The sequence below is a fragment of the Cupriavidus sp. C3SS-1 genome (assembly GCF_057073755.1).
Window position 1 is genome coordinate 2,744,877 of record NZ_CP172699.1, and the last position, 14,283, is coordinate 2,759,159.

General features: G+C 64.5%; 14 protein-coding genes. 4 read left to right on the forward strand and 10 right to left on the reverse strand.

Features of this window, described 5'->3' with window-relative positions; genetic code table 11:
• Positions 1–15: 15 nt before the first annotated feature.
• Positions 16–987 carry a protein translocase subunit SecF gene (gene secF / locus ACIGJC_RS12745; protein WP_483709217.1) on the forward strand — a complete coding sequence of 324 codons (972 nt, stop codon included), beginning with the start codon at positions 16–18 and terminating at the stop codon, positions 985–987.
• Between the two features lie 82 nt (positions 988–1,069).
• Here secF and ACIGJC_RS12750 read toward each other — a convergent pair whose 3' ends face one another.
• The 8 genes from ACIGJC_RS12750 to purB all read right to left on the reverse strand — a co-directional run bounded on the left by ACIGJC_RS12750 (position 1,070) and on the right by purB (position 9,870).
• Positions 1,070–2,077: a response regulator gene (locus ACIGJC_RS12750; protein ID WP_483709218.1), complete on the reverse strand. Its 1,008-nt coding sequence runs from the start codon at positions 2,075–2,077 to the stop codon at positions 1,070–1,072.
• The gene (locus tag ACIGJC_RS12755; protein WP_483709220.1) at positions 2,074–3,207 is read right to left on the reverse strand and encodes a hybrid sensor histidine kinase/response regulator; all 1,134 of its coding nucleotides are present in this window, start codon (positions 3,205–3,207) and stop codon (positions 2,074–2,076) included. The genes ACIGJC_RS12750 and ACIGJC_RS12755 overlap by 4 nt, the downstream gene beginning before the upstream one ends.
• Before the next feature lie 7 nt (positions 3,208–3,214).
• A complete protein-coding gene (locus tag ACIGJC_RS12760; protein ID WP_483709221.1) occupies positions 3,215–4,552 on the reverse strand; it encodes a sensor histidine kinase in 1,338 nt (445 codons plus the stop codon).
• Positions 4,553–4,557: 5 nt separating this feature from the next.
• A complete protein-coding gene (locus tag ACIGJC_RS12765; protein WP_483709223.1) occupies positions 4,558–5,961 on the reverse strand; it encodes a class I SAM-dependent methyltransferase in 1,404 nt (467 codons plus the stop codon).
• A gap of 378 nt (positions 5,962–6,339) precedes the next feature.
• On the reverse strand, positions 6,340–6,930 hold the full coding sequence (locus ACIGJC_RS12770) for a YceI family protein (RefSeq protein WP_483709225.1): 591 nt from the start codon (positions 6,928–6,930) through the stop codon (positions 6,340–6,342).
• Between the two features lie 85 nt (positions 6,931–7,015).
• Entirely contained in the window at positions 7,016–7,588 is a 573-nt protein-coding gene (locus ACIGJC_RS12775) for a YceI family protein (RefSeq protein WP_483709226.1), read from the reverse strand.
• A 102-nt stretch (positions 7,589–7,690) separates the two neighbouring features.
• The gene (locus ACIGJC_RS12780; RefSeq protein WP_483709227.1) at positions 7,691–8,242 is read right to left on the reverse strand and encodes a cytochrome b; all 552 of its coding nucleotides are present in this window, start codon (positions 8,240–8,242) and stop codon (positions 7,691–7,693) included.
• A gap of 251 nt (positions 8,243–8,493) precedes the next feature.
• Positions 8,494–9,870, reverse strand: coding sequence for an adenylosuccinate lyase (purB, locus tag ACIGJC_RS12785; protein WP_483709228.1), 1,377 nt, complete (start codon positions 9,868–9,870; stop codon positions 8,494–8,496).
• 374 nt (positions 9,871–10,244) lie between these two features.
• Here purB and ACIGJC_RS12790 point away from each other — a divergent pair, with 374 nt between their 5' ends.
• Positions 10,245–10,859 carry a glutathione S-transferase family protein gene (locus ACIGJC_RS12790; RefSeq protein ID WP_483709229.1) on the forward strand — a complete coding sequence of 205 codons (615 nt, stop codon included), beginning with the start codon at positions 10,245–10,247 and terminating at the stop codon, positions 10,857–10,859.
• 58 nt (positions 10,860–10,917) lie between these two features.
• On the opposite strand, the gene mnmA is transcribed toward ACIGJC_RS12790, so the two are convergent.
• Together mnmA and ACIGJC_RS12800 are read right to left on the reverse strand one after the other, a co-directional pair.
• Positions 10,918–12,006 (reverse strand): tRNA 2-thiouridine(34) synthase MnmA, encoded by a 1,089-nt coding sequence (gene mnmA, locus ACIGJC_RS12795; protein WP_483709230.1) that lies wholly within the window; start codon positions 12,004–12,006, stop codon positions 10,918–10,920.
• Positions 12,003–12,494, reverse strand: a complete 492-nt coding sequence (locus tag ACIGJC_RS12800; RefSeq protein ID WP_483709231.1) for an NUDIX hydrolase — start codon at positions 12,492–12,494, stop codon at positions 12,003–12,005. Before ACIGJC_RS12800 ends, mnmA begins: the two co-directional genes overlap by 4 nt.
• A gap of 244 nt (positions 12,495–12,738) precedes the next feature.
• On the opposite strand from ACIGJC_RS12800, the gene ACIGJC_RS12805 reads away from it, so the two are divergent.
• Positions 12,739–13,860 (forward strand): Re/Si-specific NAD(P)(+) transhydrogenase subunit alpha, encoded by a 1,122-nt coding sequence (locus tag ACIGJC_RS12805; protein WP_483709232.1) that lies wholly within the window; start codon positions 12,739–12,741, stop codon positions 13,858–13,860.
• A 60-nt stretch (positions 13,861–13,920) separates the two neighbouring features.
• The gene (gene panD / locus ACIGJC_RS12810) at positions 13,921–14,283 is read left to right on the forward strand and encodes an aspartate 1-decarboxylase (protein WP_483709233.1); all 363 of its coding nucleotides are present in this window, start codon (positions 13,921–13,923) and stop codon (positions 14,281–14,283) included.

Genomic DNA, 14,283 nt, shown 5'->3' on the forward strand with positions numbered 1-14,283 from the left:
CATCAGGACAACATCATGGAATTCTTCCGCATCCGGCGCGACATTCCGTTCATGAAGCACGCGTTGATCTTCAACGTGGTGTCCTTCCTGACGTTTGCCGCCGCCGTATTCTTCCTGTGGCACAAGGGCCTGCACCTGTCGATCGAGTTCACCGGCGGCACGGTGATGGAGGTCAACTACCAGCAGGCGGCCGATCTCGAAAAGATCCGCGGCCAGGTGGGCAAGCTCGGCTATACCGACGTGCAGGTGCAGAACTTCGGCACCTCGCGCGACGTCATGATCCGCCTGCCGCTGCAGAAGGGCCCGGACGGCAAGCCCGTCACCTCGGCCCAGCAGAGCGAGCAGGTCATGGGCGCACTGCAGGCGGCCACGCCTGACGTCAAGCTGCAACGCGTGGAGTTCGTCGGCCCGCAGGTCGGCAAGGAACTGGCCACCGACGGCCTGCTGGCCTTGCTGTGCGTGGTGATCGGCATCGTGATCTACCTGTCTTTCCGCTTCGAGTGGAAGTTCGCGGTGGCGGGCATCATCGCCAACCTGCACGACGTGGTGATCATCCTGGGCTTCTTCGCGTTCTTCCAGTGGGAATTCTCGCTGTCGGTGCTGGCGGCTATCCTGGCGGTGCTCGGCTACTCGGTGAACGAGTCGGTCGTGATCTTCGACCGGATCCGCGAGGCCTTCCGCAAGTACCGCAAGATGACCACGCACGAGGTCATCGACCACGCGATCACCAGCACGATGTCGCGGACCATCATCACCCACGGCTCGACCGAAATGATGGTGCTGTCGATGTTCTTCTTCGGCGGCCCCACCCTGCACTACTTCGCCCTGGCGCTGACGGTCGGTATCCTGTTCGGTATCTACTCGTCGGTGTTCGTTGCCGCGGCGCTGGCCATGTGGTTTGGCGTCAAGCGCGAAGACCTGGTCAAGGGCGACAAGAAGGCCGGGGGCACGGATCGCGATGATCCGAACTACGGCGCGCAGGCCTGAGACTGATGCCGGACAAAAAAAGCGCACCTTTCGGTGCGCTTTTTTGTTGCTCGGATCAAGGTTGCTGAGCCGGTGCGGCCGCTCACCCCCGTTCCGAAAACCGCTCGATCCAGATCGCCAGCCGGTCCGTCGAAAAGCTGGCCGTGCGTGTGCCGGCACGGCAGGCAATGGTCTCGCCTTCGCGCGAGAACTGCAGCGCGCCGCCGGCTTCTTCGAGCCACAGCAGGCTGGCCAGCCACGCCGCATGCTGCGCGGAAACCGCCTCGCCCACCGGCTTGGCAAGGAATTCGCTGAGCGCGGACGGTGCGGTCCATACCACGGTCTCGCCTTCGCGGCGCACGGTGCTGTCGCCCAGCGCCTCGGCCACCACCTGCAGCGCATCGGCGGCGCCGCGCCCGGCATGCTGCGTGCGCAAGGCCGCCAGCTGCGTGCCCACGGCATGGCCGAAGGTACCGCTGCGCTCGCTCTCGGCGCCTACCAGGTCGGCATAGTCCATGCGCTGCCAGTCGGGTTCGGCATTGCGCGCGCCGCCCAGCTCCGTGCCGGCCAGGTAGGTCTCGACGGGTTGGAAGCGGCCCGGGCCGATCAGGCTCGCGCACAGCGCGTGGATCATGCCGATGCGCGTGGCCACGGTCTGGGTCTGCAGCACGCCCAACTTTTCGCGCACGAGCTGGTCGCGCTCCTTGCGCAGGCCGGCCATCTCCAGTGCCTGCTTCAGTTCCATGCGCAGCGCGGTGATGTCCCACGGCTTCTTGATATAGCGGTGGATCTGCCCCTGGTTGACGGCCTCGACGGTCTGGTCCAGTTCCGAATACGCGGTGGTCAGGATCCGCACGATATGCGGATAGCGCTCGCGCGCATGGCGCAGCAGCTCGTTGCCATACTCGCCCGGCATGCGCTGGTCGGACACCAGTACCGCGAGGCTGTCGGCGTGCGCTTCGAGCAGTGCCTTGCCCTCTTCCACCGAGCCGGCGGTCACCACAGGGGCCAGCGCGCCGATCGCGCGCTGGAAATATTTGACGGCCGTGGCTTCGTCGTCGACGAACAGAATCGCCGGGGGTGGTGCCTGGGTGGCATTCGGTTCGTTCATCGGTCACTCCTGTTCATTCGATTCTTGAAATTTGGGAAGTCCAGCGTCACGGTCGTGCCGGCTCCGGACGCTGAGGCGATCCGGATGCCGCCGCCAAACGACTGCATGACGCGGTTGCAGAAAATCATGCCGAGGCCGCTGCCGCCGGCCCCCGCGTGGGTGGTGACGGGGTCCACGAGCAGGCGCTCCATCACCTCGGGCGGAATCCCCGGGCCGTTGTCGCAGATGCGGATCTCCTGACGCGGCTTCGACACCACGACAAAGCGCAGCAGGGGCGCGCCGACGTCGCCGAGCGCGCGCAGCGCATTGCTCATGACCGAGGACAGCACCAGCGCCACGCAGTTGGGCAGCGTCTGCACGGGAAAATCGCCGTGCATCTCCACCTGGACCCAGTTGCGCTGGTCGGCATTGAACGGATAGCTATCGAGCAGCGACGCGACCAGCGCGCCCGCGCTCACTTCGGTGCCCGGCTCCTGCCGCCCCGGCGTACTGCCCGCACTGCTGCGCACGGATTGCAGGAACGACGACAGCACCGCCAGGCAATACTGGGCGTTGTCGCGCATGGCGCTGGCGGCCTGGCCGATCTCGCCCTGGCGCTGTGCTGTGTATTCGGCCGTCACGCGCCCCTCGATGCCGCGCGCGAAATTGGCAATGGCCGCGAGCGGCGTATTCAGCTCGTGGGCCAGGAAGGCCAGCGTTTCGTCGATCGCCATCAACCGCTGCTGCCGCAGGGCCCGCTCGCGCGAGCGCTCCACGGCCAGGCGCAGGACATTGCGCACATCGCCTACGCTCAGCGGCTTTTCCAGGATGCGAAACACTTCGCCGCTGTTGACGGTCTGCAGCAGCACGTCCTTGTCGGCATACGCCGTGACGAGAATGCGGACGATCTGCGGGAATTCCTCGGCCACCTGGCGCAACAGGTCGCCGCCATCGCGTCCCGGCATGCGGAAATCGGTGACCAGGATTGCCGTGCGCGCGCCGGCGCCACGCAGAATGTCGATCGCCTCGTCGGCGCCGGCGGCGGTCAGGACTTCATACTCGTTGCCCACGGCGCGCGCAAAGTACTTGAGCGCCATGTCTTCATCGTCGACGTAAAGCACGGTCGGCCGTGCCTGCTGGACTTCGCTCATGGCCAGATCACTCCGCGCGCGGCAGGTCGAAACTGAAGGCGGCCCACTTGCCGAATTCGCTCTCGGCAAACAGCTGGCCGCCGTGCCGCTCGATCACCGCATAGCTGATCGACAGGCCCAGCCCCAGCCCCTGCCCTACGTCGCGCGTGGTAAAGAACGGCTCGAACACGCGCGCCAGGTTCTCCGGCGCAATGCCCGGGCCGTTGTCCTGGACTCGCACATGCAGGCGGCTTTCCACCCAACGGATCGTGGTATGGATGGCCGGCGCCACCGTGCCTGCCTTGCGCATCGCCAGCGCGGCGTTGGAGAACAGGTTGATCAGCACGCCGATGACGGCCGCTTCGTCGCCGAGCACCAGCGTGTCATCGGGCAGTTCGCGCGTCATCTTGACGCCGCGCAGCTCGTGGGCCGTGAGGCGGACGGAGGAATCGAGCGCCTTCTCGAACAGGAACGGCGTGCCTTCTACCTCGGCACCGGGCTTGCGGTAGGCGAAGGTCTTCAGGTCCGACACGATATGCTGGATGCGCTGCATGCCCTGCTTGGCATCGACCAGGCATTCCTCCAGCGACGGATTTTCCTTGGTCTGCGGCTCTTCCATGGCCACCTCGATGGCCATCAGGCAGAAGTTGACCGGATTGTTCACCTCATGCAGCAGGCCTGCCGCGAGCGTACCGATGGCCGCCATCTTTTCCTGCTGCAGCATCTGGCCCTTGATGTCCGCGAGCCGGCGGTTGATGTCGGCCAGTTCCTCGTTCTTGCCCGCCAGCTCCTGCTTGAGCCGGATCAGGTGGAAGTGACCGCGCTCGTTCATGAACGTGTAGACGGCGCTGGCCACGATCGAAAACACGATGAACAGCGAATTGACGAGGAAGTGCCCATTCTGTGCCAGGCCTTCGGGATGGACCAGGCAGGCCACGAAGTACAGCAGATAGGTCACCGCGCCGAAGCCGACGGTCTGCCACAGGCCCATGGGCATCGCTATGCCGACCGCGAAGATGACAAGGTTCAGTCCCGCATAGTAGATAGAGGAGGCGCCGTCGGTCGTGGCAATCATCCAGGCGATCATCACCTGCGGCAGCAGCAGCCAGGCCAGCGTGAGCGGCTGGACAAAGCGCCGTCCGGCCCCCTTTACCAGCAGCAGGAAAATCAGCCCGATCAATACCGAGACCACCAGGCGTGCCACGAAGAACTGCAATTGGTGGCCGGGATAGATACCGTAGTCGAGACCGACGCCAGCCATCACCAGCACGATGGCCGTCAGCGCGCCGGCCCGGCTCGAAATCAGGCGGAAGTCGCCCAGCTCGGCCTCGTACCGGGAATACTGCCCTGCAGTCCGTTTCAACATGGTAGTCAGGCCTTGGCCGGATCGGTCACGACGGCTTCGACGAACACATTGACGCCGGTGACATCGACGTACGTGCGGCCGTCGCGCGTGTTGGAGGGCAGCAGCGCTTGCATGCCCGGCTCATCGCGATAGATCAGGTACCACTCCAGCATATGTTCCATGCTGTACCGTTCCGGATTGTTGACGTGAACGTTGGTGGCCAGGATGCGTCCCTCGGGGTGCGTGCGCGACGAGAAATAATTGAGCAGGCGCGCGCAAACGCGATCCGAGAGGTAGTCGAACAGGCCGGCGCAATAGACCCCGTCGAACTCGCGCAGCGACGGATCTATCTCGATGCGCCGCTTGAGCAGCTCATGCACCGAGTGATGGACGTATTCGACATCGACCTTCACACCGGCCTGCCGGCAACTTTCCTCGATGCGCGCGCGGGTGTAATCCAGCGTTTCCTCGCTGAAGTCGAGCAGCTGGAACGACAGCCACTGCGGTTCCGGGTACTCGGCAATGAAACGGCGGATCTCCACCGCGGGCCCGCAACCGACATTGAGCAGGCGAAACGGCCTGCCAGCGGCCTTGGCCTGCTCGGCCACGCGCACCAGGAAATCGACCAGCAGGTCGATGCGGTTGCGGTGGGCAGCGGCCACGGAGGACTGCAGGAAGGTCGCGTTGACGATCTGGAAATAGGTGTTCGGGCCCTCGCGCGGATCCGAGAGAATCTGGTTCACCATCTCATAGTCGCCCGCGTAGCCGAGCGGCTTGGTGTAGGTGCGAAACACGAATGGCGAGCGCAGCAGCAACGGATGCAGCGCCGCCTGCGTGAAGGTGCGGTGCATCACGGTCTGCTCTTCCGGCACATTCGCGGCTTCGCCATCGAGCACGGCGGAATACTGGCGTATCTTCAGGGCGATCGGCGTGGCCAGCTCCTCGAAGACGTCCATGCGCAGCGTATCGCCCTCCTTGGGCAACGCGCTAGACATGTCGACCTGCTCGACCCAGCGCGACACCTCCGACAGGAATGCGCGCATTTCATTGACCACGATCTGGTAGTCGCGCCGGATATTGAAACGCTCGTTCCAGTCCTGCACGAAGCGCTGCGACTCGCGCGCAACCGAATTCGGCTCGTTGTCGAGGTTGCTCAGCTCCAGCCACTCGTCGATCAGCGTGAGTGACACGACCGCAGTCAGGCCGGTATTCACCAGGCTCATCACCACGGCCTTGCCGAGATAGGCGTTCTTTGGCCCCATGCGGATGCTGAGTTCGCTCAGCACCTCGCTGACCTGCACGATCGAATACGGATTGTAGATTTCCATCACCAGAGACTTTCTCTGGAGATTGATGATCGTGCCCCGCACCTGCTCGCCCTGCGAGTTGCGAAAGCTGACTACCGGATCGATTTGCGTTTTGGAATACACGGTATTACGCCAGGGAAATCCGAGAAAGGCTGGAGGCCATGCAGCCGGACGGACCGGGCGGCCAGGTACAGCACAGGAGGGGCAACAGGGTCGCGGAGACGCCTACCGTTTTCGGAATGTACAGCGAATGCTCATGTCGGGTGCGCGAATGCCTGTTGGAGGCTTGGTCACCGGGGGTGCTCCGGTTGCCCGCCTGTATCGGGAAGAATCTGATTCAAGACAATTTGCTGCGGGTCATTGTACTGTGGCAAGAGCGGCCCATACAACCAAGTGGATGAAACGTCCCCCGTACTCCCTGGTACATGTGTGGGCAAGCATGCGGAAAACAAAAAAGGCCGGCAAGGCCGGCCTTTTCAAATTGGGCTGCAGCGCCCAGGATTACTCCGCGCGGACGCCTTCGACCTGGATCGCCAGCTTGACCTGCGGGTTGAAGCCCATCTTCACGCCATAGTCGAGGCCGAAGTCGGCACGGTTGAACTGGCCAATCGCGTCGGCGCCGCAAGCCTCGCGCTTGAGCATCGGGTGCTGGATGCACTTGAAGTCGCGGATTTCCAGCTTGACCGGCTTGGACACGCCGCGCAGGGTCAGCACGCCCTCCACTTCGGTCGGGACGTCGCCCTTGAACTTGCTGAACTTGCCCTTGTAGCTGGCTTCCGGGAAGGCCTCGACATCGAACATGTCCGGGCTCTTGGCGTGCTGGTTCAGCTTGGAATTACCAAAGTCGATCGAGGCCGGATCGATCTTCACGTCCACCGTGCCGCTCTTGGCGGCGCGGTCCAGCGTGACCACGCCGCTGGATTTCTCGAACTTGCCGCGCCAGGTCGACAGTCCGCCGAGGTGGTCGGCTTCGAAGCTCGGGTAGGTGTGGGTCGGATCAAGGTTATAGGTCACGGTGTTGGCCGAAGCCACGCCGAAGGCGGCAGTTGCAGCAACGGCCGCCATGGCGGTCATAAGAGTACGCAGTTTCATGGGATCTCCCGACAAAAGGTTGGAGAGGAACATCAACGGGAATGGCAACAGCTGTTCAGTTCGAGAAGACCGGCGCAGCCGGGCTTCACTTCTTTGCTGCCGTCACGATACGGAACTTGATCTGCACGTCGTCGGCGACCACGGAAGTATCCTTCCATTCGCCGTCGCCGATATTGAAGGCCGTGCGCTTGATCGGCAGCACGCCTTCGAACACCTGGGCAGCGCCGTCCTGGCGATACGTAGCCGGGATGACGATGTCCTGGGTCTTGCCCTTGATGGTCAGCTTGCCGGCCACCTCGTACTTGCCCGGCGTGCCGTTCTTGATGCTGGTGGACTGGAACACGGCCTTCGGGTACTTCGCCGCGTCGAACCAGTCCTTGCCCTTCACTTCCTTGGTGGTCTCGGCGTCGGCGATCTCGAAGCTCGACACGTCGATCTCGACCTTGGCCGACGACGTCGCGAGCCTGGCGGGATCGAAGTCGACGTTGGCGTCAAACTTCTTGAACTTGCCTTCCATGGGCACGCCGATCTGGCGCGCCACCGCGGTCACCGCGCTCCTGGCGGTGTCGATCTGCGCCCAGGCAAGGTTGGCGGCGACTCCGGTGGTGGTCAGCACGGCGGCCAGCAGCAGCGAACCGGGGCGGGGAATGCGTTTCATCAATGACTCCTGTCAGTGGGCGGCGCCCTGCGCCGCGCATCAGAACCGAAAAGGGATTTCCCGAACAGCAACGACCGAAGCGACCTGCTCCGGTCGCGAGGCCTAGCGCAGGAACGGCAGCATGCGGCCAAGCGTGCCGTCGCGATCGACGACCTGGTGCTTGATGGCAGCGGCCGCGTGCACCGCCACGACGCCCGCCATCAGGTAGTTCAGCGCGACATGCGCGACCTTGAAGACGGCCTTGAGTTCTTCATTGGCCTCGATCAGCACCGGCATCTTCCACAGGCCCAGGTAGACCACGGGCACGCCCGCTGCCATGCTGTACAGGTAACCGGTGACCGGCACCACGATGATCAGCATGTAAAGCAGGTGATGGGCGCCCGCGGCGGCCTTGGCCTGCCATGCCGGCGTGCCCGGGGCAACCGGGGGCGCGGCATGCGTGGCGCGCCAGAGTACGCGCAGCACGGCGATGATGAACACGGTAACGCCGAGCCATTTGTGCCACGAGAACAGCTTGAGCTTGGTCGGCGTCAGCCCGGGGATGCCGGTCATGTACCAGCCGAGCCCGAAGGCGGCGAAGATCAGCAAGGCAATGATCCAGTGCAGGCCGATGGCCGTGGCACCGTAGCCGGTAGCAGTAGCGTTCGAACGCATCAAATTCCTCAGCCCTTGTCGCGGGCATTTCACAATCTTTGGGCAACTCTGCAACGGGAAACCTGGCCCCGCGCTTCAGATTCTCGCATTATTGCGGTGGAGTGTGCGCCGATGCAGGACAGTCCTTAATTAAGTTATTCAAATGATTTGAAGTGGCATTCTGTCGCAGGGCATGCCCCCACCATTCCGATCGAAACAAGCAAAAAAGCCACCCGATCGGGTGGCTTTTTTGCTTCAAGCGAGGAGGCGCGTCAGATCCGCTCGGCCAGAACGATAGCCTTGCCGATGTAGCTCGCCGGCGTCATGGCCAGCAGCAGGTCCTTGGCGTCCTGCGGAATGGCCAGGCCGGTGATGAACGTCTGCAGTGCCTCGCGCGAGATGCCCTTGCCGCGCGTCAGTTCCTTGAGCTGCTCGTACGGGTTGGGCACGCCAAAGCGGCGCATCACGGTCTGCACCGGCTCGGCCAGCACTTCCCAGCAGTTGTCGAGGTCTTCGTTGAGGCGTTCCGGGTTGGTTTCCAGCTTGCCCAGGCCGCGCAGGCAGGCCTCATAGGCCAGCAGGCTGTAGCCGAAGGCCACGCCGATATTGCGCAGCACGGTCGAATCGGTCAGGTCGCGCTGCCAGCGCGACACCGGCAGCTTCTCCGACAGGTGGCGCAGCACCGCGTTGGCCAGGCCCAGGTTGCCTTCCGAGTTCTCGAAGTCGATCGGGTTGACCTTGTGCGGCATGGTCGACGAGCCGATCTCGCCGGCCTTGGTCTTCTGCTTGAAGTAGCCGACCGAGATATAGCCCCAGATGTCGCGGTTCAGGTCCAGCAGGATGGTGTTGGCGCGCGCCACGGCATCGAACAGCTCGGCCATGTAGTCGTGCGGTTCGATCTGGATGGTGTACGGGTTGAAGGTCAGGCCCAGGCGCGTTTCGATGACCTGCTTTGAAAACGCTTCCCAGTCGAACGTCGGGTAGGCCGACAGGTGCGCGTTGTAGTTGCCCACGGCGCCGTTCATCTTGCCGAGCAGCTCCACGCGTTCGATGCGCTCGATGGCGCGCGCCAGGCGCGCGGCCACGTTGGCCATTTCCTTGCCGAGCGTGGTCGGGCTGGCCGGCTGGCCGTGGGTGCGCGACAGCATCGGCTGGGCGGCGTTGGCCTTGGCCAGCTCCACCAGGCGGGCCTGCACGCGCTTGAGCGCCGGCACCACCACGCCCTCGCGGGCGCCCTTGAGCATCATGCCGTGCGAGGTATTGTTGATGTCTTCCGAAGTGCAGGCGAAGTGGATGAACTCGCTGGCCGCTTCCAGCTCGGCGTTGCCCTTGACCTGCTCCTTGAGCCAGTACTCGACTGCCTTGACGTCGTGGTTGGTGACGGCTTCGATGTCCTTGATGCGGGCTGCGTCGGCTTCGGAGAAGTTATCGACCAGCGCCAGCAGCGCGGCTTCCGAGGCTGCGGAGAACTTGGGCATGTCGGGCAGGCCGGCCTGGGCCAGTGCGATCAGCCAGTGCACTTCGACCTTGACGCGGTTGCGCATGAAGGCCGCTTCGGACAGCCATTCGCGCAGCGCATCGGCCTTGGAGGCATAACGGCCATCGATGGGGGACAGGGCGGTGAGCGGCGAAAGCGAAGAGGTGGACATGCTGGCAACCGGGGAAAAATGAGGGGAGTACGGGATTGGATCGCAAGCGCGCCAGGCGCGGGGGGCACCCCGCGGGCAACTGGCAAGCGGCCGATGCGCCGCACCGCGTGGGTTCCGCGGCGAACGGCGCTGACGGGCCGGCGCCGCGCAACGGGCGATTTTACCACCCATGCCGCCGTCCCGGGGCAACGCTACAGCGTAGCCATGGGGCATCCGTGCGGGAGACCTCGTTCGCCATGCGGCGCGGGTATACTCGCGCTCGCCGTTCCACTAGCCTGTTATGAAGTGCATCGGGCAAGCGCTGAAAGCCAGGGACTCCTGCGCCGCTTGCCGCCGAGCGTCGATGCACTTCATAACAAGCTCGAGGGGAGAAAATGAAGCTGTTCGCGTCCCAGACCAGTCCCTACGCGCGCAAGGTGCGCGTAGTGATGGCGGAAAAGAAGATCGACTACCAGTTGATCGAAGAGAACGTCTGGTCACCCGATACGGTGATCGGCCAATACAATCCGCTCGGCAAGGTGCCCTGCCTGGTCATGGAGGACGGCAGCTCGATCTATGACTCGCGCGTGATTGTCGAATACGTCGACACGCTGACGCCGGTCAGCCGCCTGATTCCGCAAGGCGGCCGCGAACGCCTGGAAGTGCACTGCTGGGAAGCGCTGGCCGATGGCCTGCTCGATGCCGCGCTGCTGGCGCGCCTGGAAAACACCCAGCGCGAACCGCACGAGCGCAGCGAGCGCTGGGTGCAGCGCCAGCTTGGCAAGATCGACGCCGCACTGGCCGCCATGTCGAACGACCTGGCCGATCGCCAGTGGTGCAGCGGCAACCACTATTCGCTCGCCGACGTGGCCGTGGGCTGTGCGCTGTCCTACCTGGATTTCCGCTTCCCGGAAATCCACTGGCGCGAGCGCCATCCGAACCTGGCGGCGTACCAGGAAAAACTTGCCAAGCGCCAGTCGTTCATCGACACGGAGCCACCGGCGGCTTGAACCTGGCGCCAATGCAAAACGCTCGCTTGCGCGAGCGTTTTTCGCTTTCAGGGCACGCTTACTGCGCCGACTGGATGATGCCGCCGCCCAGGCAGACATCGCCGTCATACAGCACCGCCGACTGGCCCGGCGTCACCGCCCACTGCGCTTCGGCAAACGCGAGACTGAGCGTCTCGCCATCGACCCCATCGACCACGCACGGCGCATCGCTCTGGCGGTAGCGCGTCTTCGCCGCCATGGCGGCACCGGCAGCAGGCGGCTCGCCCGCCACCCAGGACAGGTCGGCCGCGGCCAGCGTGCGCGTGAGCAGCCACGGATGATCGTGGCCCTGCACGACATACAGCGTATTGCTGGCCATGTCCTTGCGCGCCACATACCACGCGTCGCCGTTGCCGTCGCGGCTGCCGCCCAGGCCGATGCCCTTGCGCTGCCCAAGCGTGTAGAAGGCCAGCCCGATATGCTCGCCAACCACCTTGCCATCGGGCGTCTTCATCGGCCCCGGCCTGGTTGGCAGGTAGCGGTTCAGGAAATCGCGGAACGGCCGCTCGCCGATAAAGCAGATGCCGGTCGAATCCTTCTTCTTCGCGTTCGGCAGGCCGATCTCGGCGGCGATCTCGCGCACGCGGGTCTTCGGCATCTCGCCCAGCGGGAACAGCGTGCGCGAAAGCTGGGCCTGGTTCAGGCGATGCAGGAAGTAGCTCTGGTCCTTGGTGTGGTCCACCGCCTTGAGCAGCTCGAAACGGCCCGCCGCGTTCTGCCGCACGCGCGCATAGTGGCCCGTGGCGATGGTCTCCGCGCCCAGCGACATGGCGTGGTCGAGAAAGGCCTTGAACTTGATCTCGGCATTGCACAGCACGTCGGGGTTCGGTGTGCGGCCCGCGGAATACTCGCGCAGGAAATCCGCGAACACGCGGTCCTTGTACTCGGCGGCAAAGTTCACTGCCTCGACATCCACGCCGATCAGGTCGGCCACCGACACCACGTCGAGCCAGTCCTGCCGCGTGGAGCAGTATTCGCTGTCGTCATCGTCCTCCCAGTTCTTCATGAACAGGCCGATGACCTCATAGCCCTGCTGCTTTAGCAGCCACGCGGTCACCGACGAATCGACCCCGCCCGACATGCCGACCACGACCCGCTTGCCGCTCACAATCCGTCTCCGGTGGCCAGGACGGACGGGTGCGTGTAGAGCGCATCGAGCGCAAAGCGCTTGCCGGCCAGATAGTCGTCGATACAGGCCAGCACCAGCGGCGTGCGGTGGCGCTCGGGGCAGGCGCGGATCTCGTCGGCGCTCATCCAGACGGTGCGCACGATGCCGGTATCGAGCTGGCGGCCCGCGTCGAGCGAGCCGAGGTCGCCGGTGAAGGCAAAGCGCACATAGGTCACGTCCGAATCGGTGCGCGACGACGCCGCGCGGCCCATGTAGCAGCCCAGCAGCGCGCGCGGCTCGAAGGTGTGCGCGGTCTCTTCCAGCGTTTCGCGGATGACGGCGCGGATCAGGCTTTCGCCCGGATCCAGGTGGCCCGCCGGCTGGTTCAGCCGCAGGCCGTCACGGGTTTCTTCTTCCACCAGCAGGAACCGCCCGCCGCGCTCGATGACCGCGGCAACCGTCACGCTGGCATTCCAGTCACGTGGCATGATGCACATTTTTTAGGCAATTCGGCATTTTACCGGTTGCGCGGGCATTGTGCAGCGCGGCGGCGGCGGTCCGATCCTCTCGCGGCCCCCTTCCAATACCCGACCGCTCAGTCACCAATAATCGTCGGATTCCTGTAAGCTGCGTAAAAAATTGTGCGCTGCGGGTGTCAACAACCGTTGGCGCGCAACGGGCCAGACGTCGGCCCGCCCATCAGATATGACGCCAGCAAAGGAGAAATTGACGATGTACATCGGCATCCCGCAGGAGACGCGGGCCGGCGAGACGCGTGTCGCCGCCACCCCTGAAACCGTCAAGAAGTATGTCGCACAGGGCCACAAGGTCGTGGTGCAGGCGGGTGCCGGCGTACGGGCCAGCCAGCCTGACAGCGCCTACGAGGCCGTCGGCGCCACCATCGGCAGCGCCGCCGAGGCGCTTGGCGCCGACCTGGTGCTGAAGGTGCGCGCGCCGGAAGCCGCGGAGCTGGCCCAGATGAAGCCGGGATCGGTGCTGGTGGGCATGCTCAATCCGTTCGATGTCGAGAACAATGCGCGCATGGCGGCGGCATCGATCACCGCCTTCGCGCTCGAAGCCGCGCCGCGCACCACGCGCGCGCAGAGCATGGACGTACTCTCCTCGCAGGCCAATATCGCCGGCTACAAGGCCGTGCTGATCGCCGCGCACTATTACCAGCGCTTCATGCCGATGCTGATGACCGCCGCGGGCACCGTCAAGGCGGCGCGCGTGCTGATCCTCGGTGCCGGCGTGGCGGGCCTGCAGGCCATCGCCACGGCCAAGCGCCTGGGCGCGGTGATCGAGGCCTCGGACGTGCGCCCGGCCGTGAAGGAACAGATCGAATCGCTCGGCGGCAAGTTCCTGGACGTGCCGTTTATCACCGACGAAGAACGCGAGATCGCGCAAGGCGTCGGCGGCTATGCCCGCCCGATGCCGCCCGACTGGATGCGTCGCCAGGCCGAACTGGTGCATGAGCGGGCGAAGCAGGCCGACATCATCATCACGACCGCGCTGATCCCGGGCCGCAAGGCGCCCGTGCTGCTGCAGGAAGCCACAGTGCAGCAGATGAAGCCGGGCTCGGTGGTGGTCGACCTGGCCGCCGCGCAAGGCGGCAACTGCCCGCTGACCGTGGCCGACGAAGTGGTCGAGCGCAATGGCGTCACCCTGATCGGGCACACCAACCTCGCCAGCATGGTCGCGGCCGACGCCTCGGCGCTCTATGCGCGCAACGTGCTGGATTTCCTCAAGCTGGTCATCGACAAGGACGGCCAGTTCACGCTGAACCTCGAAGACGACATCGTCGCGGCCTGCCTGATGTGCAACAGCGGCGAAGTCGTGCGCAAGGCGGCGTGAGTCTTACCGGCGCCCGCAGGCGCCGGCTGCATTCCGCATCAAGATAAGGACGTATCACCCATGCAACGCATCATGCTCCGCGCCAAGCTCCACCGCGTCACCGTGACGCAGGCGGACCTCCACTACGAGGGTTCGTGCGGCATCGACGAGGACCTGCTCGAAGCTGCCGACATGAAGGAGTTCGAGAAGATCGACCTGTACAACGTGCAGAACGGTGAACGCTTCTCCACCTACATCATCAAGGGCCGGCGCGGCAGCGGCGAGATCTCGCTCAACGGCGCCGCCGCGCGCCGCGCGCATATCGGCGACCATCTGATCATCTGCACCTACGCGCCGATGACCGAGGAGCAGATCGCCACGTACAAGCCGAAGATCATCCTGGTCGACGAGAAGAACGGCATCAAGGAAATCAAGAAGGTGTAA

What these genes read in the sequence shown, in the direction of transcription:
- secF (WP_483709217.1), top strand. Translation starts at nt 16, where the DNA reads ATGGAATTCTTCCGCATCCGGCGCGACATTCCGTTCATGAAGCACGCG.
- ACIGJC_RS12750 (WP_483709218.1), bottom strand. Translation starts at nt 2,077, where the DNA reads ATGAACGAACCGAATGCCACCCAGGCACCACCCCCGGCGATTCTGTTC.
- ACIGJC_RS12755 (WP_483709220.1), bottom strand. Translation starts at nt 3,207, where the DNA reads ATGAGCGAAGTCCAGCAGGCACGGCCGACCGTGCTTTACGTCGACGAT.
- ACIGJC_RS12760 (WP_483709221.1), bottom strand. Translation starts at nt 4,552, where the DNA reads ATGTTGAAACGGACTGCAGGGCAGTATTCCCGGTACGAGGCCGAGCTG.
- ACIGJC_RS12770 (WP_483709225.1), bottom strand. Translation starts at nt 6,930, where the DNA reads ATGAAACTGCGTACTCTTATGACCGCCATGGCGGCCGTTGCTGCAACT.
- ACIGJC_RS12775 (WP_483709226.1), bottom strand. Translation starts at nt 7,588, where the DNA reads ATGAAACGCATTCCCCGCCCCGGTTCGCTGCTGCTGGCCGCCGTGCTG.
- ACIGJC_RS12780 (WP_483709227.1), bottom strand. Translation starts at nt 8,242, where the DNA reads ATGCGTTCGAACGCTACTGCTACCGGCTACGGTGCCACGGCCATCGGC.
- purB (WP_483709228.1), bottom strand. Translation starts at nt 9,870, where the DNA reads ATGTCCACCTCTTCGCTTTCGCCGCTCACCGCCCTGTCCCCCATCGAT.
- ACIGJC_RS12790 (WP_483709229.1), top strand. Translation starts at nt 10,245, where the DNA reads ATGAAGCTGTTCGCGTCCCAGACCAGTCCCTACGCGCGCAAGGTGCGC.
- ACIGJC_RS12800 (WP_483709231.1), bottom strand. Translation starts at nt 12,494, where the DNA reads ATGCCACGTGACTGGAATGCCAGCGTGACGGTTGCCGCGGTCATCGAG.
- ACIGJC_RS12805 (WP_483709232.1), top strand. Translation starts at nt 12,739, where the DNA reads ATGTACATCGGCATCCCGCAGGAGACGCGGGCCGGCGAGACGCGTGTC.
- panD (WP_483709233.1), top strand. Translation starts at nt 13,921, where the DNA reads ATGCAACGCATCATGCTCCGCGCCAAGCTCCACCGCGTCACCGTGACG.